Annotated in this window: 21 protein-coding genes; 3 read left to right on the plus strand and 18 right to left on the minus strand. The window is 63.4% G+C overall.

Features of this window, described 5'->3' with window-relative positions:
* Nucleotides 1-33: 33 nt before the first annotated feature.
* The 8 genes from sctJ to E1748_RS02600 form a co-directional block, all read right to left on the minus strand.
* Nucleotides 34-894: a type III secretion system inner membrane ring lipoprotein SctJ gene (gene sctJ, locus E1748_RS02565; protein WP_133645579.1), complete on the minus strand. Its 861-nt coding sequence runs from the start codon at nt 892-894 to the stop codon at nt 34-36.
* A gap of 18 nt (nt 895-912) precedes the next feature.
* Nucleotides 913-1,446, minus strand: coding sequence for a hypothetical protein (locus E1748_RS02570; protein WP_133645580.1), 534 nt, complete (start codon nt 1,444-1,446; stop codon nt 913-915).
* A 155-nt stretch (nt 1,447-1,601) separates the two neighbouring features.
* Nucleotides 1,602-1,823, minus strand: a complete 222-nt coding sequence (locus E1748_RS02575) for a hypothetical protein (RefSeq protein ID WP_133645581.1) — start codon at nt 1,821-1,823, stop codon at nt 1,602-1,604.
* A gap of 159 nt (nt 1,824-1,982) precedes the next feature.
* Nucleotides 1,983-3,443 carry a type III secretion system inner membrane ring subunit SctD gene (gene sctD / locus E1748_RS02580; protein WP_133645582.1) on the minus strand — a complete coding sequence of 487 codons (1,461 nt, stop codon included), beginning with the start codon at nt 3,441-3,443 and terminating at the stop codon, nt 1,983-1,985.
* The gene (gene sctC, locus E1748_RS02585) at nt 3,424-5,484 is read right to left on the minus strand and encodes a type III secretion system outer membrane ring subunit SctC (RefSeq protein ID WP_133645583.1); all 2,061 of its coding nucleotides are present in this window, start codon (nt 5,482-5,484) and stop codon (nt 3,424-3,426) included. The genes sctD and sctC overlap by 20 nt, the downstream gene beginning before the upstream one ends.
* Nucleotides 5,484-5,762 carry a type III secretion system export apparatus subunit SctS gene (gene sctS / locus E1748_RS02590; RefSeq protein WP_133645584.1) on the minus strand — a complete coding sequence of 93 codons (279 nt, stop codon included), beginning with the start codon at nt 5,760-5,762 and terminating at the stop codon, nt 5,484-5,486. The genes sctC and sctS overlap by 1 nt, the downstream gene beginning before the upstream one ends.
* Nucleotides 5,759-7,969, minus strand: coding sequence for a type III secretion system export apparatus subunit SctV (gene sctV / locus E1748_RS02595; RefSeq protein WP_133645585.1), 2,211 nt, complete (start codon nt 7,967-7,969; stop codon nt 5,759-5,761). Before sctV ends, sctS begins: the two co-directional genes overlap by 4 nt.
* Before the next feature lie 340 nt (nt 7,970-8,309).
* Nucleotides 8,310-9,188, minus strand: a complete 879-nt coding sequence (locus tag E1748_RS02600) for a helix-turn-helix transcriptional regulator (protein WP_133645586.1) — start codon at nt 9,186-9,188, stop codon at nt 8,310-8,312.
* A gap of 340 nt (nt 9,189-9,528) precedes the next feature.
* Here E1748_RS02600 and E1748_RS02605 point away from each other — a divergent pair, with 340 nt between their 5' ends.
* From E1748_RS02605 to E1748_RS02615, 3 genes are all read left to right on the plus strand, one after another.
* Complete coding sequence (locus E1748_RS02605; RefSeq protein ID WP_133645587.1) at nt 9,529-10,458, plus strand: helix-turn-helix transcriptional regulator; 930 nt, start codon at nt 9,529-9,531, stop codon at nt 10,456-10,458.
* Nucleotides 10,459-10,628: 170 nt separating this feature from the next.
* Nucleotides 10,629-11,342 carry an alanyl-tRNA editing protein gene (locus E1748_RS02610; RefSeq protein WP_133645588.1) on the plus strand — a complete coding sequence of 238 codons (714 nt, stop codon included), beginning with the start codon at nt 10,629-10,631 and terminating at the stop codon, nt 11,340-11,342.
* A 16-nt stretch (nt 11,343-11,358) separates the two neighbouring features.
* Nucleotides 11,359-12,210, plus strand: a complete 852-nt coding sequence (locus E1748_RS02615; protein WP_133645589.1) for an AraC family transcriptional regulator — start codon at nt 11,359-11,361, stop codon at nt 12,208-12,210.
* A gap of 15 nt (nt 12,211-12,225) precedes the next feature.
* Here the strand turns inward: E1748_RS02615 and E1748_RS02620 are convergent, their stop codons facing one another.
* The 10 genes from E1748_RS02620 to E1748_RS02665 all read right to left on the minus strand — a co-directional run bounded on the left by E1748_RS02620 (nt 12,226) and on the right by E1748_RS02665 (nt 22,449).
* Complete coding sequence (locus E1748_RS02620) at nt 12,226-13,047, minus strand: GNAT family N-acetyltransferase (RefSeq protein WP_240766265.1); 822 nt, start codon at nt 13,045-13,047, stop codon at nt 12,226-12,228.
* A 24-nt stretch (nt 13,048-13,071) separates the two neighbouring features.
* The gene (locus E1748_RS02625) at nt 13,072-13,701 is read right to left on the minus strand and encodes a histidine phosphatase family protein (protein WP_133645590.1); all 630 of its coding nucleotides are present in this window, start codon (nt 13,699-13,701) and stop codon (nt 13,072-13,074) included.
* A gap of 120 nt (nt 13,702-13,821) precedes the next feature.
* Entirely contained in the window at nt 13,822-14,646 is an 825-nt protein-coding gene (locus E1748_RS02630) for an SDR family oxidoreductase (protein ID WP_133645591.1), read from the minus strand.
* Nucleotides 14,647-14,654: 8 nt separating this feature from the next.
* Nucleotides 14,655-15,488 (minus strand): class II aldolase/adducin family protein, encoded by an 834-nt coding sequence (locus E1748_RS02635; RefSeq protein ID WP_133645592.1) that lies wholly within the window; start codon nt 15,486-15,488, stop codon nt 14,655-14,657.
* Between the two features lie 244 nt (nt 15,489-15,732).
* A complete protein-coding gene (locus E1748_RS02640) occupies nt 15,733-16,149 on the minus strand; it encodes a 2-oxoglutarate dehydrogenase (RefSeq protein ID WP_133645593.1) in 417 nt (138 codons plus the stop codon).
* Nucleotides 16,150-16,206: 57 nt separating this feature from the next.
* A complete protein-coding gene (locus tag E1748_RS02645) occupies nt 16,207-18,090 on the minus strand; it encodes a S10 family serine carboxypeptidase-like protein (RefSeq protein ID WP_133645594.1) in 1,884 nt (627 codons plus the stop codon).
* 757 nt (nt 18,091-18,847) lie between these two features.
* Nucleotides 18,848-19,090, minus strand: coding sequence for a hypothetical protein (locus E1748_RS02650; RefSeq protein ID WP_133645595.1), 243 nt, complete (start codon nt 19,088-19,090; stop codon nt 18,848-18,850).
* Between the two features lie 117 nt (nt 19,091-19,207).
* Nucleotides 19,208-20,041 carry a transglutaminase family protein gene (locus E1748_RS02655; RefSeq protein WP_133645596.1) on the minus strand — a complete coding sequence of 278 codons (834 nt, stop codon included), beginning with the start codon at nt 20,039-20,041 and terminating at the stop codon, nt 19,208-19,210.
* 7 nt (nt 20,042-20,048) lie between these two features.
* Entirely contained in the window at nt 20,049-20,990 is a 942-nt protein-coding gene (locus tag E1748_RS02660) for an alpha-E domain-containing protein (RefSeq protein WP_133645597.1), read from the minus strand.
* A 61-nt stretch (nt 20,991-21,051) separates the two neighbouring features.
* On the minus strand, nt 21,052-22,449 hold the full coding sequence (locus E1748_RS02665; RefSeq protein ID WP_338119584.1) for a circularly permuted type 2 ATP-grasp protein: 1,398 nt from the start codon (nt 22,447-22,449) through the stop codon (nt 21,052-21,054).
* Nucleotides 22,450-23,023: the final 574 nt, after the last annotated feature.

Consider the following 23,023-nt stretch of genomic DNA (forward strand, 5'->3'; position numbering starts at 1 on the left):
TGAAGCTCCTTGAAGCGATGCAGCGGCAACGCGCTATGCACCGTCGCGCGCACTGTCGGCTACTCGCACGCCGGGACGCGCACCACCCGCCGCGCCATTTGCCCGTGCGCTACCGAGCAATCCTGCGAGCCGTCTGCCGAACATCCCACGCCGTGCCGCCGACAGCGCAAGCACTATAAACGTCAGCGCCACCAGCGCACCGACCAGCCAGCCGAGCGGCGAACGCAGATGCACGATGTCGTTCAGCGCGTTGCCGATGCCGTTCGCCGGCAGCGGTTTTTCCGCAGCGGGTTGCAGAAACAGCGACACGTTGTCGTACTGCAGTCCTTCGATGCTGTGCGCGACGAGATCCTTCACCATCGGCGCCATCGCGCGCAGATCGACGCCGGGCCGGTAGCGGATGTAGACCGCGGCCGACGACGGCTTGATCTTGTCCGCGAGCGGATCGTTCTCCGGAATCACGACCTGCACGCGCGCGACGACTACGCCTTCGATGTCCTGCAGCGTGCGCGACAGATCCTGCGACACGCCGTACAGATAGCGCATGCGCTCTTCGGCGGGCGTCGACACGAGCCCCTGCTTCTGGAACAGCTCGCCGATGCTCGTGTAGTGCGGGCGCGGCAAACCGTTCGAGTGCAGCACGGTCAGCGCGGAGTGCATGTCGTCGTCGGAGACTTCGACGAGCCATGACTGACGATCCGACGTATCGCGCGCGTCGTTGTCCTTCGACGCCGAAATGCCGGCGTCGGCGAGCACGCCGACCATCTGGTTCGCCTCGGCCTCGCTTAAGCCCGAGTACAGCTCCTTCTGACAGCCGGCCAGCAGCACGAGCGCGCCGACCATGGCGACGCGCGCCGCATGGCGGCCCCAGCGGATCGATCGATGAGCGCTCATTCCTCAGTTATTCCTCGGTCATTCCTGATTCTTCAGAATCGAATGCGTGAGCCCGTTCGTCGCCTGCGCGACCGCGAGGCTCAACTGGTATTCGGAGATCGTCGTCGTCGCGCTCCACTGGAAGTCCATCGCCTGTGCCATCGACATCAACGGATCGTTGGCGTTCTGCGTCATCGACGACAGCATCTCGGTCTGATGCTTCTGCAGATTCGAGTACCGCGTATCGAGATCGCTCGTGAAATTGCGCAGCCGGTCGACCAGCGAAGAATGGTTCGCATCGACGGGCGTCATGCGGACGTCGGAAGACGTGGGCGTGACGGGTTGCGTGGTCTGGTTGGCCTGCGTGGCCTGCGCCGTTTGCGTCGCCTGTGGGGGCAACGCGGCGGTCGTGGCCGTCGTCTGCGCAGGCGGCTGCATCAGGCCATCGAAGTGCTTGACCTGTGAAGCGTGCTGGGCACCATCCGTCTGCACGGACTGCGTGGCGGACTGGGTTGCAGACTGAGAAGCCGCAAGCGCAGCCGTCGACGGTGGCGCGACACCTGAGACAGTCATGATCTGTCCTCCTTCCTTAAATCACGGTGCTGGATCACTGCTACGTCGTGCAGCTACGTCGGGTAGCCGGCCGCACGCGCGCGTGCGCAACGCCGCCGCCGATGCACGTCATCGGCGTCGCGGTACTGCGACAGGCGGGCGGCCAGCGCCCGGCGTCAGGAGCGGCCAGCCGAACCGATGTGCTCTGCTGCCTGCGACGCGGCCGTCCCGGCTGCCGACGTGACTGCGCCGGTCGTCTGGAACGTGCTCGTCGAGCTTTGCACCTGAAACTGGATCTCGGTCAGCTTTTCCTGCGCTGCGATCAACTGGTTTGCCTGGTTCTGAACGGCACCGGTATCCGTCGTGCCGCCGTTCGGGGAAGTTGCTGTCGTGCCCATGTGCTACTCCTTCGTTCAGAAACGTTTTACTGCCTGCGGCCACGGCCCCATGCCGTGTACCGCTCCGCCTGCCGCCGCGCTCGATGAGCGCCACGGCGTGCGGTCCTGGTTGCGCGCGATGCATGGCGATGCATCGTGCGCGAGTTCTGCTGCGTCGCGCTAGGGCTGCGACGCGTGGGTGGCCGGTGCTGCGACTGTGGCTCCACTTGCGTGTGTCGCTGCTGCTGCAGCGGTCACACTGCTTGCTGCGGTGCCTGATGCTGCGGTCGTTACTGCATTAGCCGAAGCACTGGCCGATGAACCAGTCGCCGCATCCGCCACCGCACCCGACACCGGCATCGCGACACCCGTCGCGGCCCCATGTGCCACCACCGATGAAGACGCAGACGCATCCGATGCTGCAGCAACCGGCGCGCCCGCCGAACTGCCGCCGAGCGGCATCGTGACCTTGCGGCCGTCGTTGTCGAACACCACTTCCTCGGGACTGATCGATACGACCGTCGGCCCCTGCTTCATCTTCGAGCCTTCGAAATAGCGGCTGCCGTCCGCGGTTTCGATGTAGCGCTGATCGCCGTCGCCGGCGAACACCGTGACGATCTCCGGAATGCCGGCCGTGCCGCCGAGCATTCCCGCGCGCGTCGGGCCGGCGCCCGGCTCGCCGTAATGCACGTGATCGACGACCTCGAGCGCAGGACGTGCGTCCTTCATGTAGTTCTGGATCCGCGTGGCGATCTGCGCATGCGGCGCGTCGCCAGTCAGTTCGATCTTGCCGTGCCCGAGATACGACACGGTCAGCGGCGTATCGCTGAAATAGGTCTGCGCGGTGGCCAGCAGATCGCTGACGACATACACCGTACCGAGCGCCGCGTTGTCGACACCCGCCACGATCTGCGCGACCTTGTCGTGCTCCGCTGCATCCTTCACATAGCCGCTGACGAGCGCACCGTCGTCGCGCGGCGCGACGCTCAGTTCCGGATAGACGCTCAACGCCTGCTGCAAGCGATGCACGCGCGACAACGCCGATTCGTGCTGCCACGGCAAACTGCCCGACCACGCGACGAGCCCATACCCCAGCGCGCCCAGCAACACACCGACCCACAGCGCGCCGAGCACGATCACGAAGCGCCGGCTGCCGACACGCCGCATCGCATCCGCCAGCCACGCGGGCCACGCGGAATCGCGATCCGTCTGCGGCTTTTCGCTCTCGGCGGGCATCGCGGCGGCGGCCTGCGCGTTGCGCGCGATGCCGAGGCGGATCGAACCGACCGTCACGACGTCGTTCGGCGTCAGCGAGCGGCGCGACGCGTCGAGCGGTTCGTCGTTGAACAGCACCGGCGCACCGCCGCTCGCATCGTTCGCGGCGCCGAAGTTCTGCACCGTCACCGCTAGCGCGCCGACCTGCAGACACACCTGCTTCGCGCCGATCTCGCGATCCGGCAGGATCACTTCGCAATCGGCTGCGGTGCCGACCCAGTTCGCCCCGCGCGCGAGCGACATCGTGCGGCCGTACATCGGACCGCTCAGGAAGCACAGATTCCACGGCGACGCTGCCGTGTCGCGCGGCTGGGCCGACGCGCTACTGTTCAGCGCCGTGTGCGGATCAAGGGTGCTCGTAGCCATGATCCGTGGTTCCGGTTTGCGTCACCGCCGGTTGCGAGGCCGCATCCTTGGGTGCAGCGGGCAGCGGCGGCGGACCGAAGCGCGAGCCGGGCTGCGGCTTCGGCGTCAGCGGCACCGCGATGTCGTTGTCGGGCGGCCGGTACATCGTGAGACCATTCGAATCCGACGCTGCATTCGCGGCCGGATTCACCGGCGAGCCGTCCGGCGCATACAGCGACGCGGTATCGACGACACGCGGCGTCAGCAGATAGAAACGCTCCATGTGCGAACCGGTCTTGTCGGTGTACTTGAACAGATTGCCGATCAGCGGAATGTCCGAGAGCCAGGGCACGCCGCTCTTGTTGAGCTGCACCTGGTCGTCGTTGAAACCGGCGATCAGCAGGCTGCGGCCTTCGTCGATCATCGTCTTCGTGACGATGTTGCGCTGCTGGATCACCGGAATGTTCTGCACCGACTGACCCTGCACGACGTTGCCGTCCTGGATGTCGATCGACATCATCACGCTCTCCGGATTCGCCTTCGCGGCAGCAGCACCCGCGCTGTCGTCGACGATCATCGGCGTGACCTTGATGCTCGTGCCGGTCGTCACGCTGTACAGCGACGAATCCTGAAAGCCCTGCACCTGCACGTAGAACTGCGTGAGGTTTTCGAGGATCGCCTCGGTGTTGTCGAGCGCGAGCACCTTCGGCTTCGAATGCAGCTCCGCCTTGCCGTTCTGCGCGAGCGCGTTCACGCGCGTCAGCAGATAGTCGCGCAGCGAGCCGCCGATCGATGCGGTCAGCGCGATGCCGGTCGGCGCAAACGTGCCCGTCTGGCCCGACTCGCTCGTGCCGACGCCGAACGTGAGCGGCGGGTTGCCCGAACCGCCGTACTGCGTGTTGCCGTTCAGCGGATTCGAGCCGTTGCCGATCTGCACGTCGCCGTGCGTCGTATGCAGACGCCAGTCGATGCCGAGGCTGTCGAGCGACGTATCGTCGATGTCGATGATCGTCACGTTGATTTCGACGATGCGCGGCCGCACGTCGAGTTCGTTGATCAGCGACTGATAGCGGTACATGTTCTCCGGCAGATCGCGCACGAGCACCGCGTTGATCGCCGGATCGGCCTCGATGTGCGGCAGCGTATCGGCGTTCGAACCGCCGCCGAACGGCAGCGCCGCGCCGTCGCCCGCAAGACCCGATGCGCCGTAGCCACTGTTGCCCGACGGACCGCCCGCGATGTCGGGGAATTCGATCCGCGGCACGGCGATCGTCATGCCCGAACCGAGCTTCATCTGCCGCGCGGCGGCACCGAGCGTCGCGCTCACGGGCGCGGGCGTCGCGCGATCGTTATCCCTGCCGTACAGACGCTTGAGCATCGTCGCGACACCGGGGATCACCACTTCCTTGCCCGAGCGGTTCACCGTGAAGTCCGACGCCCAGCCGTATTTCAGCCGGAACGCGTGGACGTCCGCGAGTTGCCCGTTCGATGCCGGATTGCCGACCGAACTCACCGCCTGCCGCACGAGTTCGATGTAGCGACGCGGACCCGACACGTAGATGCTGTTCGAGCGATCGTTGATCACGAGCGAGAAGCGCTTGTCGGCGATCTGCATCGTCTGCAGCGCGCGGCTGATTTCGCCGGCGGAATTCGGCGGAATCGGAATGACCTGGCTTTGCGATTGATCGGCAGGATCGATGTACAGGAACGAGCCGTCGTAGTACCACGTGAGGCCGTACGTCGCACATACCGTATCGAGCGTTTGCTCTGGCGTGCCGGAGAAGCGGCCGCTGATCGTGCCGTCCACTTTCGGATCGACCACCGCCGTAATGCCCTGCGACGACGCCAGCTCGCGGATAAAGTCCGCAATCTTTCGGCCGTTCGCGACGATCGTGAACGGCCGGTTGCGCCAGCGCAGTTCGGCCGCGCGCGCGGACGGCGTGACCGGTGTGAATAGCGACATGGACAGCAACGCCGCCGCAAACAGCATGGTCGCGGCGAACTGGGCCCGCCGTCTGTCGAATAAGAACGCTAATCGGAACGTTATAGCGCGTCGGCGCATCAGAGCATACCCGTCGAAGAAACGAACAATCGTGTCAGCGCTTGCTGCGCGAATCGCAGCACCTCGCCCCCCAGCCACCCGGACAGCACCACCAGCGCCACCATCACGGCAATCAGCCGCACGGCGATGCCGATGTTCGCGTCCTGCACCTGCGTCACCGCCTGCAGGATCGCCACTACGAGCCCCGTCACCGTCGCGATCAGCACGATCGGCAGCGACAGCAGCAGCACCAGCATCAGCGCCTGCTGCGTCAGATCGAGAATCGTCGAACTCGTCACGACAGCGCCCCCGCGTTTGCGTTGCGCACGTCCGCGCCGGCACCGACGGTGCCGTCGTCGGGCGGATTCTTCACCCAGCCGACCGTATGCAGCTGCACGTCCTCTTCGATCTCCTGGTACGACAGCACCGGCAGATCGGGCAGCACCGGCTGCAGGATCGACTTCGCGTAGCGGCGCGCACCGAGCGCGATCATCACCGCGAGCCGCGCGTTGCCGTGCGGCCCCGGCGCGCCTCCCGCACCATTCGCCGCATTCGCGATCGCGCGCACCTGCTCGCAGATGTCCGCCTTGACGCCGCTCGGCAGCGCCAGAAAATTGCCCTGCTTCGTGCGCATCACCGCGTTCTCGATGCGCTCCTGCAGGTTCTGTTCGAACAGCACGACGCGCAGTTGCCGCGAGGCACCGGCATGACGATCGGTGATCATCCGCCGCAGATCGATGCGCACGAGCTCGACCAGCGCGATCACGTCGTCGGGCTCGTTCGGCGCCCACGTAATCAGGCTTTCAAAAATCACGCGCAGGTTGCGGATCGGCACCTGTTCGGCGAGCAGCCGTCGCAGCACTTCGGTGATGCGTTGCAGCGGCACCAGCCGCGTCAGTTCGCCGACCAGCTCCGGATGATCGCGTCGCACCAGATGCACGAGCGCCTGCGTCTCCTGGATGCCAAGCAGTTCGTCCGCGTGCTGTCGCACGATCTGTTCGACGTGCGCGGCCAGCGCGGCCTCGCAGGTCAGATGCTTACCTTCTGCCGGCGTCGCGGTGTCGCCCTTCAGCCACAGCGCGGTCGCAAACGGACCGAACGCTTCGGCCGGCTGACGTTCGGCCTGTTCGGGCAGCGCCGACACACCGTCCCACAGCAGCCAGCCCGGCTTCAACGCGCCGTGCGCGGCGAGCACGTCCTGCAGATAGACGCGATACGTGCCGTCGGGCGCGTGCTCGTCGTCGGTCAGCGTGATACGCGGAAACACCGTGCCGATGTCCGCATCGACGCGCGCCTTCGCATTCGACAGCGCGGCCTGCAACTGCGCGAGATTCAGCTCGCGGCGCAGATCTTCGGCGAGCGTCACTGCGATCAGCGACGTCACGCCCGCGACGTGCGCGACGCGTGCCGCCTGCCCTTCGCCCTGCACGCCGTCGGCACGACCGGCAACGTTGATCAGGTTGAACGACGGCGCGACGGTGCGGCGCTTCATCTGCATGATCGCGATCGTCGCGAGCGCGACCGAGATCAGCGCAAACGACCAGACCGGGAAGCCCGGCACGACGAGGAAACCCGCCAGCACGAGCGCCGCGATCAGCAATGCACGCGGATGCGCACCGAGCTGCTCGCCCAGTTGCTCGCCCAACTGACGTTGCCGCGTGTCGCGCGTCGCGACGCGGGTGGTGACGATGCCGGCCGCAATCGACACCAGCAGCGACGGAATCTGCGACGCCATGCCGTCGCCGACCGTGAGAATCGCGTAACGCTGCAGCGCTTCGCCGATGCTCATGTCGTGCATCAGCGTGCCGACCGCGATGCCCGCAACGATGTTGATGAACGCGATCAACAGGCCCGCGATCGCATCGCCCTTGACGAACTTCATCGCGCCGTCCATCGCGCCGTGCAGTTGCGATTCCTGTTCGAGTTTTTCGCGGCGCTCGCGCGCTTCGTCCGCGCTGATGATGCCCGCGCGCAGATCGGCGTCGATGCTCATCTGCTTGCCGGGCATCGCGTCGAGCGAGAAACGCGCACCGACTTCCGCGACCCGCTCCGAGCCCTTCGCGATCACGATGAACTGCACGACCGCGATCACGAGAAAGACCACGCCGCCAACCACCACGTTGTTGCCGACCACCAGCCGGCCGAACGCATCGATCACATGACCGGCGTTCGCGTGCAGCAGGATCAGCTTGCACGACGCGATGTTCAGCGCGAGACGGAACAGCGTCGTGAACAGCAGCAACGCGGGAAACGACGAGAAGCTGACTGCGGACGGCACATACGTCGACACCGTCAGCAGCACGATGCTGACCGCGAGATTCAGCGAGATCATCCCGTCGAGCGCCGCTTGCGGCAGCGGCAGGATGAACAGCGCGACGACCGCGATGATGAACGCCGCGATAAACAGGTCTGCGCGTGGCGAAGCGGCACGCCGGGCACCGGACACGCTCGCGCCGGCGAACAGCGTCCGCCGCCACTCGCGCGGAAACGCCTTCAGATCTGCCATCGTCGAGTACCGGCTCCCTGTGTGCGAAAGCTGTTTGGGACCGGCCGGCTGCCTCATGTGGTCCACGTGCCGGCCCGTCTGCGCGCATCGGCCCGCGCTGTGCGCAGTGAAGCCGAGGCTCGTTGTTATTCCCGCTGGTTGTCCCGCTGTTTATCCGAATGCGATCGAGTTTAGCGGGGCCATTCGACAGATGAAGGGGGCTGCCTCGTAGCGATTCGTGTGCTTTGACTGGTCGCGGAGCAAGGGACTACGAGATGTGTCGCGCGGTGCTGCAGTGCTGAAAAACCCGCGTGCATTCACACGCGGGTCATGTGCGGCTGACGTATGACTGACGTGCTGCTCATGCGTCGTTCGATGCGCGCACGCGCCGTGCGGCGAGGTACGCGAGCTGTGCGCGGTTGTGCACGTTAAACGTTCGTTCGAGCGCGTGAATGTGATAACCGACCTTGTGCAGCGACAGATGCAATGCGTCGGCGATCTCCTGATCGGACAAACCTTGCACAAGCCTTTCGAGTACCGCTTCCTGCTCGCATTCAAGCGTGATTGCACGGCGGCCGCGCACGCGCGCTTCGAGAAACGGCTGGACGAAACGATGCACGGCAAGGCTCACTGCAAGCGCAGCACCGGTCACGCGATCGTCGATCCAGTCCGAGTCGTGCATCTCCGATGCGAGCCCCACACCGACGCGCAATTCGAGCTGCGGCGCCGACAGCGAGAAGATCACCCCGCTGTTCATTGCATGCGCGCGCAGCGATGCGGCCAGCGCGCGCGTGCGGCGATCGCCGGTGCGCGCAGCTTCTTCCTCGATGCGATCAAGCCGCCACGCAACCGGAAAGCCGCTTTGCAATACGCTGGCAAAACGCGGATCAGCCTCGTACCATAGGCCCTCGAAATACGGCTGCACGTAAGACGCCGGCGTGAGATCGCGCAGCAGATGGGCGTGCAGCACGCGCTGGCCGATCATTTCAAACGCGCCGTAATTCAGCGTGCTGAAGCCCGCACGACGCATGTGCGCGCGACAGTCGTCGAGATCGAAATCGAGCAGGTCGGATTTGCCGCTGTTGTCGCGGGAGGTGGTAACAACAACACTATCGCTGCGCACGGTCGACGCAAGTTCGCGCGGAATGCGAGACGTAGCGGTCGTGCTTGCCATACGATGCGCGAGAACATCGGCGCAGGAAAACCAGTCGATTGCGGGCGTGCCTTCACACGGGGTCATCGGGGGTCCTTTGTTCTGCCTGGTGTTTTTTATAACCCCGAAGTGTTGCTGGTCTATTGATGTTTTTTCTTTTCTTCGCGAGTCCGCTTGAGTCGGCGCGCGCTTTGATATTACGATATGTTACGCGAGCAATTAACACTCTGTACACAGCTCTCTGTTCGAATGTTGCTTCAAATGCGGCCTCAAGAATTTTTCCACTTGCACCAATTCCTGTCGCTGCACATTCACACGTAGCACACGTAGAAAGACGTGAGCGGACCTAAGTAAAACTACCCGGCCGCTGAACAACTGCTCTCTCTGTCCGCGTGAAATCCTGCGATGCTGCATCAAGGAACCCTTCATGTCAGAAATTGCATTAAGCGAAAATCCAACCGATGACGACGTGTTCGCAGACCTCTGCGTGTCGCTGTGCGAACACGACGACGAAACGCGTACGCGTTCAATTCCCGTAGTCCGTTATAACGACGCGAAGCAGATCGTCGTCGATCAGAAAGACGCGCCGCGTCTCGGTGTTGCCGACATGCTCACGAGTGCGCAGAGCGAAGGCGAACGTGCGCGCATCGTTGCGAGCCTGTTGCATCTGATGGGCTTTTCGACGTTCGCGTACTTCGCGCTCGAGTTCACACACGAGAGCGTGCAACGGCTCTTCCTGCACGACGCGTTCACACCCGCCACTTATCGCGGCGAATACGTTGACCGTTGCCACTTCGACATCGATCCGCGCACGTTCGGCGCGCGGATGTGCAACGTGCCGATGGTGTGGGATCTGCGCAAGCTGCGTCAGCAGTACGGCGAACAACACGACAAGCGCGAACCAGGCGAAAGCGGCGTGCCCGCCACGCGCGAAGCGCTCGACGATTTCCTGAACACGATGCGCGGCGACGGTATGTGCAGCGGCATCATGTATTCGATGGCGATTCCGGGCACGCGCCTGCATGCGTTCATGAGCTTCACCGCGCCGAAACTGAATCGCGACTGGATCACGACGACGACCGTCGAGCAGGTGTTGTCGATCGGTCTGTCGGTACATAAATTCAGTTTGCCGAAATTGATCGCAGCCGCGCGCGAAAACTCCGTCAACGGTCTCACCGCATTCGAACAGAAGCTGCTGACCGGCATCGCCGAGGGCGCGTCCGACAAGGAGATCGGCAAACGCCTCGACACCAGCGCGCACAACGTCGATTACCACCTTCGCAAACTGCGCAAACGCTTCGGTGTGTCGAACCGGATCGAGCTGACGTATCTGACGTCGAAGATGGAGTTGATCTGATTTTGGTTTGAAGATCGCGTGCGGCATTCCGTGCCGCACGCGCAACCTACATCCCCTCCTCAGGCGCACTTTTTACCCGCACTTTTCACCCGCACTTTTCACCAATACCCACGCGCCGGCCCGGCCCTACAGTGTTGCGGATCATCCATCGCCACACGCACAGGGTCCACATGCCACACTATCTCTGCCACGAACAGCCGGATCTGCTGGAATTCGACGCGGCCATCACCGATGCGCGGCCCGGTGCCGTGCGGCTCGACCGCTCCGCGCTGCATCCGGGCGGCGGCGGTCAGGTCTGCGATACCGCGACGTTGACCCACGCGCAGGGAATCGCCAGAATCGTCGGCATGGAAGTGGAAAACGGCCGCTACTGGCATCTGCTCGATGCGCCGCTCGAACTGTCCGGTAATGTCCACGTCGCGATCGACGCGGAACGCCGATCGACCGTCGCGCAGCTGCATACGGCCACGCACATCCTGAACGCGCTCGTCTATCAGCAGTTTGCGGGCGCGCTGGTCACCGGCGCGCAGATCGGTGCGGACGGTATCGCGCGGATGGACTTCGATCTGCCCGAGGCGACCAACGACGCGCTACGCGCGCTCGAAGCGCCGCTCAACGACGTGATCCGTCAGGGGATGGAAGTGCGCGCATCGTATGTCCGGTTGAGCGACGCGAAGGCGACGCCGGGGTTGATCCGCAGCGCGTCGGTCGCGCCGCCGCCGACGCCGGACGGCACGATTCGTATCGTCGAGATCGGCACGCTCGACCGGCAGGCATGCGGCGGCACGCATCTGACGAACACCACGCAATCGCGACCGGTGCGCGTGACGAAGATCGAGAACAAGGGACGCCATAACCGGCGCATGAGAATCGAACTGGTGTGATGCAGCGAGGTCGTCGGTGAGGAACGCTAATCGGGAATACGAAGTGCTGTACGCACGCGATGCCGCGCTCGAAGGCGCGTGCCTCGCCACGGCGCGTTATGGCGCGCACGAATTCTCGCGGCACGTGCACGACGAACTCGTCATCGTGATGACCGAGCACGGCGCCGGCAAATGCCACACACGCGACGGCAGCGACGTGTCCGGACCAGGCACCGTGCGCGTCTTCGGTCCCGGCGAATATCACAGCGGCGAGGTGTGGGAAGACAAGGCGTGGCACTACCGCGCGATCTATCTCGACATGCAGGGGCTTGCGTCGTTGAGCGCGATCTTTAGCGGTGATTCACGCGACGATCGGCCGCTTGTCATTCCACCTGGCCTCTATCGCGATGAAGCGCTATCCGCGCTGCTGCTCAAGGCGCACGCGAGTCTCGATCGCGACGGCGCGACACCGATGATGCAGCGTCAGGCGAACTGGTGGGCGGCGATGGGGATGCTGTTCGGCCGCTATGGGCAGCCGAAGCCCGTCGTCGATATCGAAGGGCGCGAGGCGCGCAAGATGGAAATCGTGCGCGACTACATCGAAGCGCACAGCGAGCGCGACATTCCGATCGACGAACTGGCCGCGCTCGTCAATCTCAGCCGCTACTACCTGATGCGCTGTTTCTGCACCGAATACGGTCTGCCGCCGCATGCGTACGCGAACCAGGTGCGTCTGATCCGCGCGAAGCAACTGCTCGCGGCCGGCCACAGTCCCGCCGATGCAGCAGTCGCGGTGGGCTTCTACGATCAGAGTCATCTGAACCGGCTGTTCAAGCGCGCGTATGGAATCACGCCCGGCACGTATGCGCGGTTGAAGCCGGAGCTTTGATCTGATCGCGCGGAGTCACTGCGGCTCGCGGCACGCACGCCCCATTCCTTCCAAGCGCCGAAACCCCAGCGTTTCGTAGATCGTTCCCGCGTGATGCGCTGCGTCGGCGACCAACACGAGCCGGTTCGCACGCGTTGACGTGCGTGCGATTGCCTCGCTGACGAGCGTCTTGCACACGCCACGGTTGCGATACGGTTCGCCGGTCAGTACCTGCTGAAAGCGCCCCACGCCGCCGGTGAAAAAGAGCCCGAGACTACCGGCCAGTTCGCCATCGATGAACGCGCCCCACTCGTCGTCGAGTCCTTTCGCAATCAGCGTGCGGTAAGCCTTCTGCTGCCACGCGACGTAGCGGATCGACGTGACGTCCGACGGATCGTTCATATCGGCGAGCTGCATTTTCTCCCACGCGTCCCAGTCGTTCTGCGAATCGAGCGGCCGTACGTGCACTGCTGGATTCGCTGCGACGTTGCGTATGTCGTTGGGTTGCGCGACCAGCACGCGGCACACGTTCGCGTCGTAGCCGTGCGAGATGAACATCGAGAGATCGGGCGTGACGTCCACGTGTTCCGCCCACACGAACGTGCGATGCCGGATGCGCGGCGGCATGCCGACGAGTCGCGCGAAGTCTGCTTCGAGCAGTGCGAGATCGCTTTTTAAAGGCCGCGTCGGCAGCACGAGCATGTTGCCGAAGAAGTATTCGGGCGCATCGGGCGTGCGCGCGACGACATAACGCTCGCGTTCTTCGACGACGCCGATTTCCGCGTGCAACAGCAGATCGGTCGCTACACCCAGGTTCGCGAGGTTCTCCGGCAACGAGAACGCAGCGCCGCTAGTCACGACTGGAAGCGGAAGAACACCGCATCATTTCGCACTCACCGGATAACGCACATTCCACTGCCGAAGCACATGCGTATCGCGCTCGAACCCGAGCACGCTCACCGAAGCGGTATCGAGAAACAGATGGGCGCCGAACCCCGCCGATCCCGCGACCCAGCAACCGCCCAGCACACGCAGAAAGTGCCCATGCGAAAACAGCGCAATGCGTCCACCGAGCGGCAGCAATCTTTCGATCAACCCAAGCGCGCGCGCCTGCACCTGCTCGCGACTCTCGCCCTGCGGAATCGCCGATTCCCAGATCGACCAGTCGGGCTCGGTCGCGCGGATGTCGTGTGTCGTGCGGCCTTCGTAGATGCCGTAGTCCCACTCGGCGAGATCGGGCTCGATCTGCGCCTGATCGCCGAGCCCCGCTTCACGACAGGTCTCGCGTGCCCGCACGCGCGGACTCGTGAACACGCGATCGAACGGCTGCGCAGCGAGCGCCGCGCGCACCGAACGCGCCTGCTCGTGACCATGTTCGGTCAACGGGATATCGGTGCGGCCGGTGTGCTGGCCCGACAGGCTCCACTCGGTTTCGCCGTGGCGGATCAGCCAGACTTCGGTGTGTTCGGAAGGATGATGAGTCGAGGTATCAGCAGTATCGGTCGTGGCCATGATCGAAGTGAACGAAGGTCGTCGTGGAAGAAGGGACCGTTTGGTCCGCATCGGTAGCCGACAGTATGCCTCGCGAGCGTGTGGTCTTCCGTAAAACCGCGCAGCCGCACCCGTCCGCGTTCAATGCCCTGTCTGCTTCAACGCCTTCAATGCCATCCGTTCCACCAGCGACGGCGCAATCAGCTTCAGCCACTGCCCGGCCTTGCCCTTTGCGGTCATCACCACCTCGCGTCTGCGCAGGGTCATGCCGCGCAGCATCAGATCCACGCAGGTATCGACCGACATCGCATCGTCCTCGCGCAGCCGGCTCTCGCCGAGCGGCTGGCCGTCGGGGCCGAAACCGTTCACGCGCGTCGCGGTCGCGACCACGCCCGGGTACACGACACAGACGTCGACGCCGCTGCCGCGCAGTTCGGTGCGCAACGCTTCGCAGAAACCGGCAAGCGCGAACTTGCTCGCCGAATACGCAGTACGACCCGGCACGCCGATCTTGCCCGCGAGACTCGACACCGCGACCATCAGTCCACGACCTTTGCGCAGCCACGGCAGCGCGGCATGCGTGCACCACATCGCGCCGAAGTAGTTCACACGCATCACCTGCTCGTAATAGCCAATGTCGGTGACCTGCTCGAAGTAGCCGTGCGCCGACACGCCTGCGTTGTTCACGAGCACGTCGAGGCCGCCGAAACGCTCGGCGACCACGGCCACCATTGCCTCGCATTCGGCACGCACGGCGACGTCGACCTTGAGCACGATCACGTCGGCCGCCGGCGTTTCACTGACGATGCGTTGCGCGAGTGCGTTCAGCAGTTCGATGCGGCGCGCCGCCAGCGCGACGCGCGCGCCCTGCTGCGCGAGCCGTCGCGCGAGTTCGGCTCCAATGCCGTCCGACGCGCCGGTAATCAGCACGCTCTTGCCTGCGAAGGGGGCTAAGGAGGAAGTCATCGTTCAGTTCAGTCCAGCAGGTCCGGCTGTTCCTTGACGATCCGCGCATACAGCGGCTGGAACTGGAACCAGCCCGCCTGCGCCGATCCGATGATCGCGTACGACTGTCGCGCGGCGGCATCGGAGATCGTCGCGGGCGCGCGTCCGGTGCGTGCAGCAGCCGCTTCCGCGAGCAGTTGAACCTGGCATGAACGCTCCATCGTGATGAACCACCACGCGGCTTCGTCGACGGTCTGGCCGACCGTCAGCAGACCGTGATTCTGCAGGATCGCCGCCTTGTGCGCACCGAGCGCGTTCGCGATGCGCTGCCCTTCGTCCAGTTCGACGACCACGCCGCCGAAATCGTCGTACAGCACGTGGTCCTGGTAAAACGCACAGACGTCCTGCGTCAACGGATCGAGCGTACGGCCGAGCGTCGACCATGCGCGGCCGTACGTGCTGTGCGAATGCGCGGCGGCGTTCACGTCTGCGCGTGTCTGATGCACACGCGAATGGATCGCGAACGCGGCTGCGTTGACGGGATAGTCGCCCTCCACCACTTCGCCGCGATGATCGCAGCGAATCAGGTTCGACACGTTGACCTGGCTGAAATGGACGCCGAACGGATTGACCCAGAACGTATCGGTGAACTCGGGATCGCGCGCGGTGATGTGACCGGCGACGCCCTCGTCGAAACCGAATTTCGAGAACAGCCGAAACGCGGCGGCGAGCCGCTGCTTGCGGTGCAGACGTTCTTCCGCAACGGTCTCGAAGCGAGGCGGTCTAGGCAGATTGCGGTACTTGTCCTGCACGGCTTGCGGCAGACCTTCGGCGATCTCGTGCGTGGATTGCGGCGTGCTCATCTCTGTCTCCTTGTACGGCGCCGTGCGGATGTCCTTCCACCTGCGGCGCTCGCTGCGAATGCCGGGCCAGCATACACAAATAGCACACCCGTTTCATCGACTTTGCTCGACCGTTGCCTCCAATCGCAACGAATGAACAGCGCATAAACAACGCATAAACAGCAAACAAAAAAAGGGCGTCTCGCGACGCCCCTGCTGCGCTCCGGAACAAGGGCCGCGACCCGCAGGCCGCCGCCCCGCACACCTACTGTTGCTGCTGTTGCTGCGCCTGCTGCTGACGCAGCTGGATGTACTTCTGCACGTCGGTCATCGTCACGCGCCCGCTGTGGGCGGTGTCGATGTCGTCAAAGTGCTTCGCCACGAAGCCAAGGCCGTTGCTCTGCGCCTGAGCCTTCGTCACGGCTGCGCCGTTGCTCAGTACAGAGTTGGTATTGAGCCTCGCGTCGAGCCGCTGCTGGGCCTGCTGCTGCAGCGCGGTGCCGGTGGTCTGTTCGACCGGCGCGACACGTTTGTGTGGAAAGAAAGGACCGTCCACGCCCTTGCTGCCCTGAGGCAACGTGACGGGCGCAATCGCCTGGGGAGGCAGCGCATGCGCGCTGCCGGCAAAGATGCCCAGGACGATCAACGGAGAAAGGCGCCGCAAGATATCGATGAGAGACATGATCGCTCGCAATGAATAGTGAAAGTTCCCTATGTTCCCTGAGGGTCGCAGTGCGAATCAGGGTGCCGTTGCCGTCTGGACTACCGGGAGCGGGATCGTCGCCGACGACGCCCCCGAAGCCGGTGCCGGTGCCGGGCCCGTCGGCGTGCCAGCCGGGCCTTCATCGCGCCACGGCGGCGGCAGGGTCCACAACGTCAGCGCATCGGGCAGCCTTCTGTTCTGGTAGAACAGCGCCAGGTCAGATTTCATCTTAGGCCGTGCGACGTCGTCCAGGTAAATCATGTGACCGCCCTGGAAGAAATTGACCTGCAGATCCGGGTTCAGACCCGTTACTGTCTGCAGCCGCGCGAGTTGCTTCTCCGTGCTGAAGAACGGGGTCGCCAGATCGTGGAAGCCATTTTCCGACAGCACCTTCAACTGCGGATTCAGCGTCAGCGCACCGAGCAGATCGGGGATCGTGTCCGGCACCGGCTGTCCGTTATGCGAGAAGTCCCACAGGCCGATGATGTCGTCGTTCAACGGCACGTAGGTCGCATTCGGCGCGGTGTAGCCGAGGTAATCGGGCATCTGCGTCGCGAGCGCGTTCGTGAACGGCTGCGAAATCAGGATGTCCGACGGATCGCCGTCGCTCTGCAGACGCGGGTCCGAATTCGGCAGCGACACGCGTCCGTCGTAACGGCCGATCGTGAAGCCCGGCTTGAGCGTCGTACCGAACGGAGCCTGCGTCGTGCTCTGGCCGAAGTAGTCCTGCAGGGCCGACATCGTCAGACTCGACGGGATCTGCCATTGCACGAGCTTCGCGTTGCCCGGATAAACCGGCGTACCCAGTGCCGTGGGAATGCCGAGCTGCGTCAGGGTCCAGGTCTGCGAATACTTCTTGAGCTGGTTGTAGAACGCAGTGGCGAACACCTCCTCCTGCAACGCGAGCAGGCCCTGGCTGAGCGGTGCCGGCGATACCTGATCGTAGTACGCCGCGACCTCCGCGTAGCCGGGGAAATAACCGGCCAGCGTATCGGTATCGAGCAGCAGGCCTTCCGTGTTGTCCGTGATCGCGACTGCCTCGACCGCATCGTCGAAGTAGTTCAGGATCGACGACTGCAGCGTGATGCCCGTCAGATGCACACCGGCCGACTCGAGCGCGAGCGCGAGCATGTCCGTACGCGGCGTGCCATACGATTCGCCGTACAGATAGATCGGCGAGCTGGCGCGGTTGTTGACATTCAGATAGCGCTGCACGAAGTCGCGCATGATGTTGACGTCTGCGTCGGTCGTCCAGTACTTCTGGTTCGTATTCGGCAGGACCGCTTCGGACAGACCGGTGCCCGGGGGATCGATGAAGACCATGTCGGTCGTGTCGATCAGGCTTTCCTTGTTGTCGATCAGCGGGTAGTTCGGCCAGTTGTTGCCGAACAGTGGATCGGGCGTCGCGACGCGCGTCGGTGCGAACGAGCCGAGACGCAGCCAGATCGACGACGAACCCGGACCGCCGTTATAGATGAACGTCACCGGACGCGGCTTGCCGTTGGTGCTGGGCGCCGTGTACGCGACGTAGGACATCGACGCTTCCGGATTGCCGGAGACATCCTGCGCGGTCAGGTGGCCCGTGGTCGTCGTGTACTTGACCTTGGTCTTGCCCGACGACCACGTGTAATGCATCACCGCGGCCTTTTCCGACACCTGCGACACCGCGAGCCCATCGCCCGCTTTCTCCGAGTACGCGACGGGGTCGACGTACGTCGTGTTCGCCGCCTGCGCCTGATCCTGGTTCTGCTGCTGGGCGTCGTTCGAGACCTGCTTCAGACTCGACGCACTCGCGGACGGCGAACCGTTGTCTCCTCCGCAGCCCGCCAGCGCGAGCATCCCGGCGGTCAACGCACTCAATACGGCTAGCCGGCCATGACGCACACGGCGATAGCCCGCACAGCTCCTGTCTGGTTTCATCTCTGTCCCTGGTGATAGGTTGGATACGCTTCACAAAGGCCGCTTCCGCCGGGCCCAATGACTGGCGCCGTACTGGCGGGGAACGCGGAATCGGGATCCCGATCCGGCTGGATCGCGATGTCGTCGTTCAATAGCGGGAATTCACCTGCTTATCTATTTCGTCTGAATGGCTTATTGAACTGGTAAAGGCACGCTTATTCCTCCGCCTCGTTGACTGAAGGGATTTTCTAATTTCTGCCGCAGAGAAAAAATAGTTTGTAAGGCGATATCTTGTCAAGACGAGTTATTTTGCGGCGCAAGAGCGTGTTATACCGATGTTTCTAATCTGTATTAATTTAGAAAGGGAGTGATGCAGAATTTCGTCGTGCGTGGAACCGGTGCGGAGGTTCGTCTACGCTGGCTGCGAAGTTATTTCGGGCAGCTGTGGCCGGTCGGACGGGCGTTCAGGCAAACCTCGCGTTTTTCGCACATTCTTTCAGATTCATTAGGTCGACATGTTTTTTTAATCTAATGAAACCGGCTCATGAAAACCGCCCTTCATCACTATTCGGGAATTTGATATTTATTGAGCATCCACCCGGTTTTCTTTTTCGATATTTCATTTCCCTATGCATCGAACATAAACCGCTTATATGTCTGGAAATCGAAAAAGCAATAGAAATTCCGCGCACCGGCTATAAAACGGACGCGCGGAATTTACCGAAAAAGCCGAAATAGCATGCATCCGCCAGGCAAAAATTGCGGATGCCGGAATGGATCAGACCGAAGGGTGATCGCCGAGCCAGGTGGTGATTGCATCGAGCGCGAGCGTCGCGCTGTCTTCACGGCCCTGTGCGACCGCGTCGTTCATGTCGGGCGCGCCGTTGATGTCGCGAAAGATCGACCACTTCCATTCGAGGCCGCTCACCGTCTGCGCGCGGCTGGGTCCAGGCTGCAGCATGCAGAACCAGGAACCCTGCTTGGAGTACAGCGTATCGAACCGGCCAATCGTGAATTGCATGAAACGCTCCTCGGATGGGGTTGCCGCCGCGTGATCGGCGGCGGTCTCTGCCGGGGATTGTAGCCGCGCTGTGCGGTGACGGCGTGGCGACGGTGCGAATCGATGGAAAAGAGGCGTTCAGCTCTGGCTCTGGCTCTGACTTTGCGACTGCCCCTGCTGCTGCACCGTGATCTCGACGTCGAGCGTTTCCGCGCCCTGCCCGGTGCGAATGCCGGAGACCGGCATCGCATCGCGGTAATCGAAGCCGGTGGCGATCCGCACGTAGCGGTCGTCGGGGCAGCGGTTGTTCGCCGCGTCGAAACCGACCCAGCCGAGGCCATCCAGATACGCCTCCGCCCACGCGTGACTCGCCGCCTGATCCTCGACGCCTTCCATCAGCAGATAGCCGGACACGTAGCGCGCCGGCACCCGCAATGTCCGCGCGACCGCGATCAGCACGTGCGTATGGTCCTGGCACACGCCGCGGCCATCGCGCAGCGCGGTCTCCGCATCGGTGCCGACGCCGGTCGTGCCCGGCTCGTACGCGATGCGTTCGTGGATGATTTTCATCAGATCGTGCAGCAGCGGGAGCTGCGCGTCCGACGCGCTGACCTGCGCGGCAAGCGCCTTCACCGTGTCGCCGGCACGCGTAAGCGGCGTTTCGCGCTCGAAGATCCATGGCGGCGCGATGCCGTCGGTCATCCCGTAGACGCCGGCGCGATCGACGGTCTCGACCGTGCCCGCTGCGACAATCACGATCTCGCGCGTGCTGCGTTCGTGGCGCACGAGATCGACGCGGTTGCCGAGGCCGTCGGTATAGGACGTCGTGGGTTCGACGTCGTCGACGGTCAGCCGCCAGTCGACGACCGTCTGTCCGGGTCCGCTCTGCGGACGCAGCCGCAGCCGCTGCAGCGCGTACGGCACCGGTTGATCGTACTGGTAGCGCGAGAGGTGGCGAATGGCGATACGCATGGCCGGCTCAATCGAAGTTGTAGGTCTCGGCGATTTCAAAGCCGAGACGGTTGTTCTGCGCGATGAACGCGGTCAGGAATTCGTGCAGCCCGCCCGCGAAGATTTTCTTCACGGTGTTGTCGGTGAGTGTCGCGAGCGTCGTCGCGGCCGTCTGCTGGCACGGATGCGTGACGCCGTAGTCTTCCGCGAGAAAACCGAGGTTCTGCACGACGTTCATGTAGCAGAAGTTCAGCGAGCGCGGCATGCGCCCGTTGAGGATCAGGTAGTCGGCGATATTGGCCGGCTTGTACTGCACGTCGTAGACCCAGCGGTATGAACGATGCGCATCGACCGAGCGCAGGATCGATTCCCACTGGTAGTTGTCGAGCGTCGTGCCGACGTAGGAAATCGCCGGCAGCAGCAGGTGATACTTGACGTCGAGAATCCGCGCGGTGTTGTCCGCGCGCTCGATGAACGTGCCGATCCGCGAGAAGCTGAAGATCTCGTTGCGCAGCATCGTGCCGTGGAACGTGCCGCGAATCAGCGCGGCCTCGCGTTTGATCCGGTCGAGCACCGCCGGCAGTTCACCGGCCCGCACCGGCGACGCGAGCACGCGCCGGATCACCATCCACGCTTCGTTGATGCTTTCCCACGCTTCGCGCGTGAGCGCGGTGCGCACCATCCGCGCGTTCGAACGCGCGGCGTCGATGCACGACAGCACGCTCGACGGATTGTCCGCGTCGCGCAGCAGATAGTCGGACACGGTGTCCGCCGTGTAGGTGTCGTGCTTCGCGCGAAAACCTTCCTCCGCGCCCGACGTCACCACCACCGACGACCACGTCGCGGCCGCATCGGACGTTCTCGTCAACGCCATCCGCAAACCGGCGTCGACCACACGGGCGATGTTTTCCGCCCGCTCGATATAGCGGTGCATCCAGTAGAGCCCGCTCGCTGTGCGCCCAAGAAGCATGTGCTGCTCCGCTCCGGTTCTGTTGCTGTTTTTGTTGGTTTCGTCGTATGCGTCGTGTGCGTCAGTCCGCGAGCACCCAGGTGTCCTTGGTGCCGCCGCCCTGGCTCGAATTGACGACCAGCGATCCTTCCTTCAACGCGACGCGCGTCAGCCCGCCCGGCGTAATGCGGATGCGGTCCGACATCAGCACGAACGGTCGCAGATCGACGTGGCGTGGCGCGAGACCCTTTTCGGTGAGGATCGGGGTAGTCGACAGTGCGAGCGTGGGCTGCGCGATGTAGTTGTTCGGACGCGTCTTCAGCTTCGCGGCGAACTCCTCGCATTCCTTCTTCGACGCGGCGGGCCCGACCAGCATCCCGTAACCGCCGGAGCCGTGCACTTCCTTCACGACGAGTTCGTCGAGATGATCGAGCACGTACTTGAGGCTCTGCGGTTCCGAACAGCGCCACGTGGGGACGTTTTCGAGGATCGACTGACGGCCCGTGTAGAACTCGACGATCTCGGGCATGTACGAGTAGATCGCCTTGTCGTCGGCGATGCCGGTGCCGGGCGCATTCGCGATCGTGATATTGCCCGCGCGGTAGACGTCCATGATGCCGGGCACACCCAGCACGGAATCGGGGCGGAACGTGAGCGGATCGAGAAACGCGTCGTCGAGCCGGCGGTACAGCACGTCGATCGCACGAAAGCCTTCGGTCGTGCGCATCGCCACGTGGCCGTCGACCACCTGCAGATCGCTGCCCTCGACGAGATGCACGCCCATCTGGTCCGCGAGGAACGCATGCTCGTAGTACGCGGAATTGTGGATGCCGGGCGTCAGCACCGCGATGGTCGGATTCTCCGCATTGCCGCCCGGCGGACACACGGCCGCGAGCGACTGGCGCAACAGTTGCGGATAAACCTCGACCGGCCGCACCTTCACGCGCTGGAACAGCTCGGGGAACAGCTGCATCATCGTCTCGCGGTTCTCGAGCATGTACGAGACGCCCGACGGCGTGCGCGCGTTATCTTCGAGCACGTAGAACTGGTTCTCGGCGGTGCGCACGATGTCGACGCCGATGATGTGCGTGTAGACGTTGCCCGGCGGACGAAAGCCGATCATCTCCGGCAGGAACGCTTCGTTCTGCGCGATCAGTTCTTTCGGCACACGCCCTGCCCGGACGATCTCCTGACGATGGTAGATGTCGTCGAGAAACGCGTTGAGCGCCATCACGCGCTGTTCGATGCCCTGCGACAGCTTCGTCCATTCCGCACTGGAAATGATGCGCGGGATGATGTCGAACGGAATCAGACGTTCAGCGGCCTCCTGCTGGCCGTACACCGCGAACGTGATACCAGTCTTGCGGAACACGCTTTCCGCATCCGTCGCTTTCTGCGCGAGCGTTGCGGGATCCTGCGTATCGAGCCATTGCTTGAGCAACTCATAGGGTGCGCGTACGCCGTCTCCGGACGTCAGCATCTCGTCGAATGGCTTCACTGCTGTCCTCCGTGTCCTGTCTATACGTGTTGCCTGTTGTCGTGATTATTGAGACGGCGGATTGCGAATATTGCGAATCGTCGTCGTACACGGATGGTGTCAGCGTAACCGACCGGATTATTGGGTTCAATAGTGTTCGTGCGTGATTTCGTACACCATACCACCCAGCGACCGGTCACCACGCGACGATCGGAATCGCTGCGACGGTCGCGGGAATGTCGGCATAAGGCGTTGATCGTTCGACGGAATTCGTCAGTTCACCACTGAAGCGACACGCGATTAACACGCGATGAAGCGTCGAAATCGCGAGTCGACGACCGCGATAAAACGCTGGAATTTTTTTGCATCGCGAGACCGCGACGACGATCCTGTTAATGCGATAAAGACGATAAAGCGGGCGACGCGTGCATCATAAGTTTCCCTTGACGTTCCAGATCGCCCGCCTAATATCTCGCATGTAATTACAAGAAAATACAGGCGCGCTCAACGCGCCAGGGGAAGTGATATGCCACCGTGCTCTCCGCCGGTGACAGCATCGGCCACTCACCATTCTTGA

Origin of the sequence: Paraburkholderia flava (genome assembly GCF_004359985.1) — a bacterium.
GTDB classification, from domain to species: domain Bacteria; phylum Pseudomonadota; class Gammaproteobacteria; order Burkholderiales; family Burkholderiaceae; genus Paraburkholderia; species Paraburkholderia flava.

Coding starts and splice junctions, on each gene's coding strand:
- sctJ (WP_133645579.1), bottom strand. CDS start 894: ATGAGCGCTCATCGATCGATCCGCTGGGGCCGCCATGCGGCGCGCGTC.
- E1748_RS02570 (WP_133645580.1), bottom strand. CDS start 1,446: ATGACTGTCTCAGGTGTCGCGCCACCGTCGACGGCTGCGCTTGCGGCT.
- E1748_RS02575 (WP_133645581.1), bottom strand. CDS start 1,823: ATGGGCACGACAGCAACTTCCCCGAACGGCGGCACGACGGATACCGGT.
- sctD (WP_133645582.1), bottom strand. CDS start 3,443: ATGGCTACGAGCACCCTTGATCCGCACACGGCGCTGAACAGTAGCGCG.
- sctC (WP_133645583.1), bottom strand. CDS start 5,484: ATGCGCCGACGCGCTATAACGTTCCGATTAGCGTTCTTATTCGACAGA.
- sctV (WP_133645585.1), bottom strand. CDS start 7,969: ATGGCAGATCTGAAGGCGTTTCCGCGCGAGTGGCGGCGGACGCTGTTC.
- E1748_RS02600 (WP_133645586.1), bottom strand. CDS start 9,188: ATGACCCCGTGTGAAGGCACGCCCGCAATCGACTGGTTTTCCTGCGCC.
- E1748_RS02605 (WP_133645587.1), top strand. CDS start 9,529: ATGTCAGAAATTGCATTAAGCGAAAATCCAACCGATGACGACGTGTTC.
- E1748_RS02610 (WP_133645588.1), top strand. CDS start 10,629: ATGCCACACTATCTCTGCCACGAACAGCCGGATCTGCTGGAATTCGAC.
- E1748_RS02625 (WP_133645590.1), bottom strand. CDS start 13,701: ATGGCCACGACCGATACTGCTGATACCTCGACTCATCATCCTTCCGAA.
- E1748_RS02630 (WP_133645591.1), bottom strand. CDS start 14,646: ATGACTTCCTCCTTAGCCCCCTTCGCAGGCAAGAGCGTGCTGATTACC.
- E1748_RS02635 (WP_133645592.1), bottom strand. CDS start 15,488: ATGAGCACGCCGCAATCCACGCACGAGATCGCCGAAGGTCTGCCGCAA.
- E1748_RS02640 (WP_133645593.1), bottom strand. CDS start 16,149: ATGTCTCTCATCGATATCTTGCGGCGCCTTTCTCCGTTGATCGTCCTG.
- E1748_RS02645 (WP_133645594.1), bottom strand. CDS start 18,090: ATGAAACCAGACAGGAGCTGTGCGGGCTATCGCCGTGTGCGTCATGGC.
- E1748_RS02650 (WP_133645595.1), bottom strand. CDS start 19,090: ATGCAATTCACGATTGGCCGGTTCGATACGCTGTACTCCAAGCAGGGT.
- E1748_RS02655 (WP_133645596.1), bottom strand. CDS start 20,041: ATGCGTATCGCCATTCGCCACCTCTCGCGCTACCAGTACGATCAACCG.
- E1748_RS02660 (WP_133645597.1), bottom strand. CDS start 20,990: ATGCTTCTTGGGCGCACAGCGAGCGGGCTCTACTGGATGCACCGCTAT.
- E1748_RS02665 (WP_338119584.1), bottom strand. CDS start 22,449: ATGCTGACGTCCGGAGACGGCGTACGCGCACCCTATGAGTTGCTCAAG.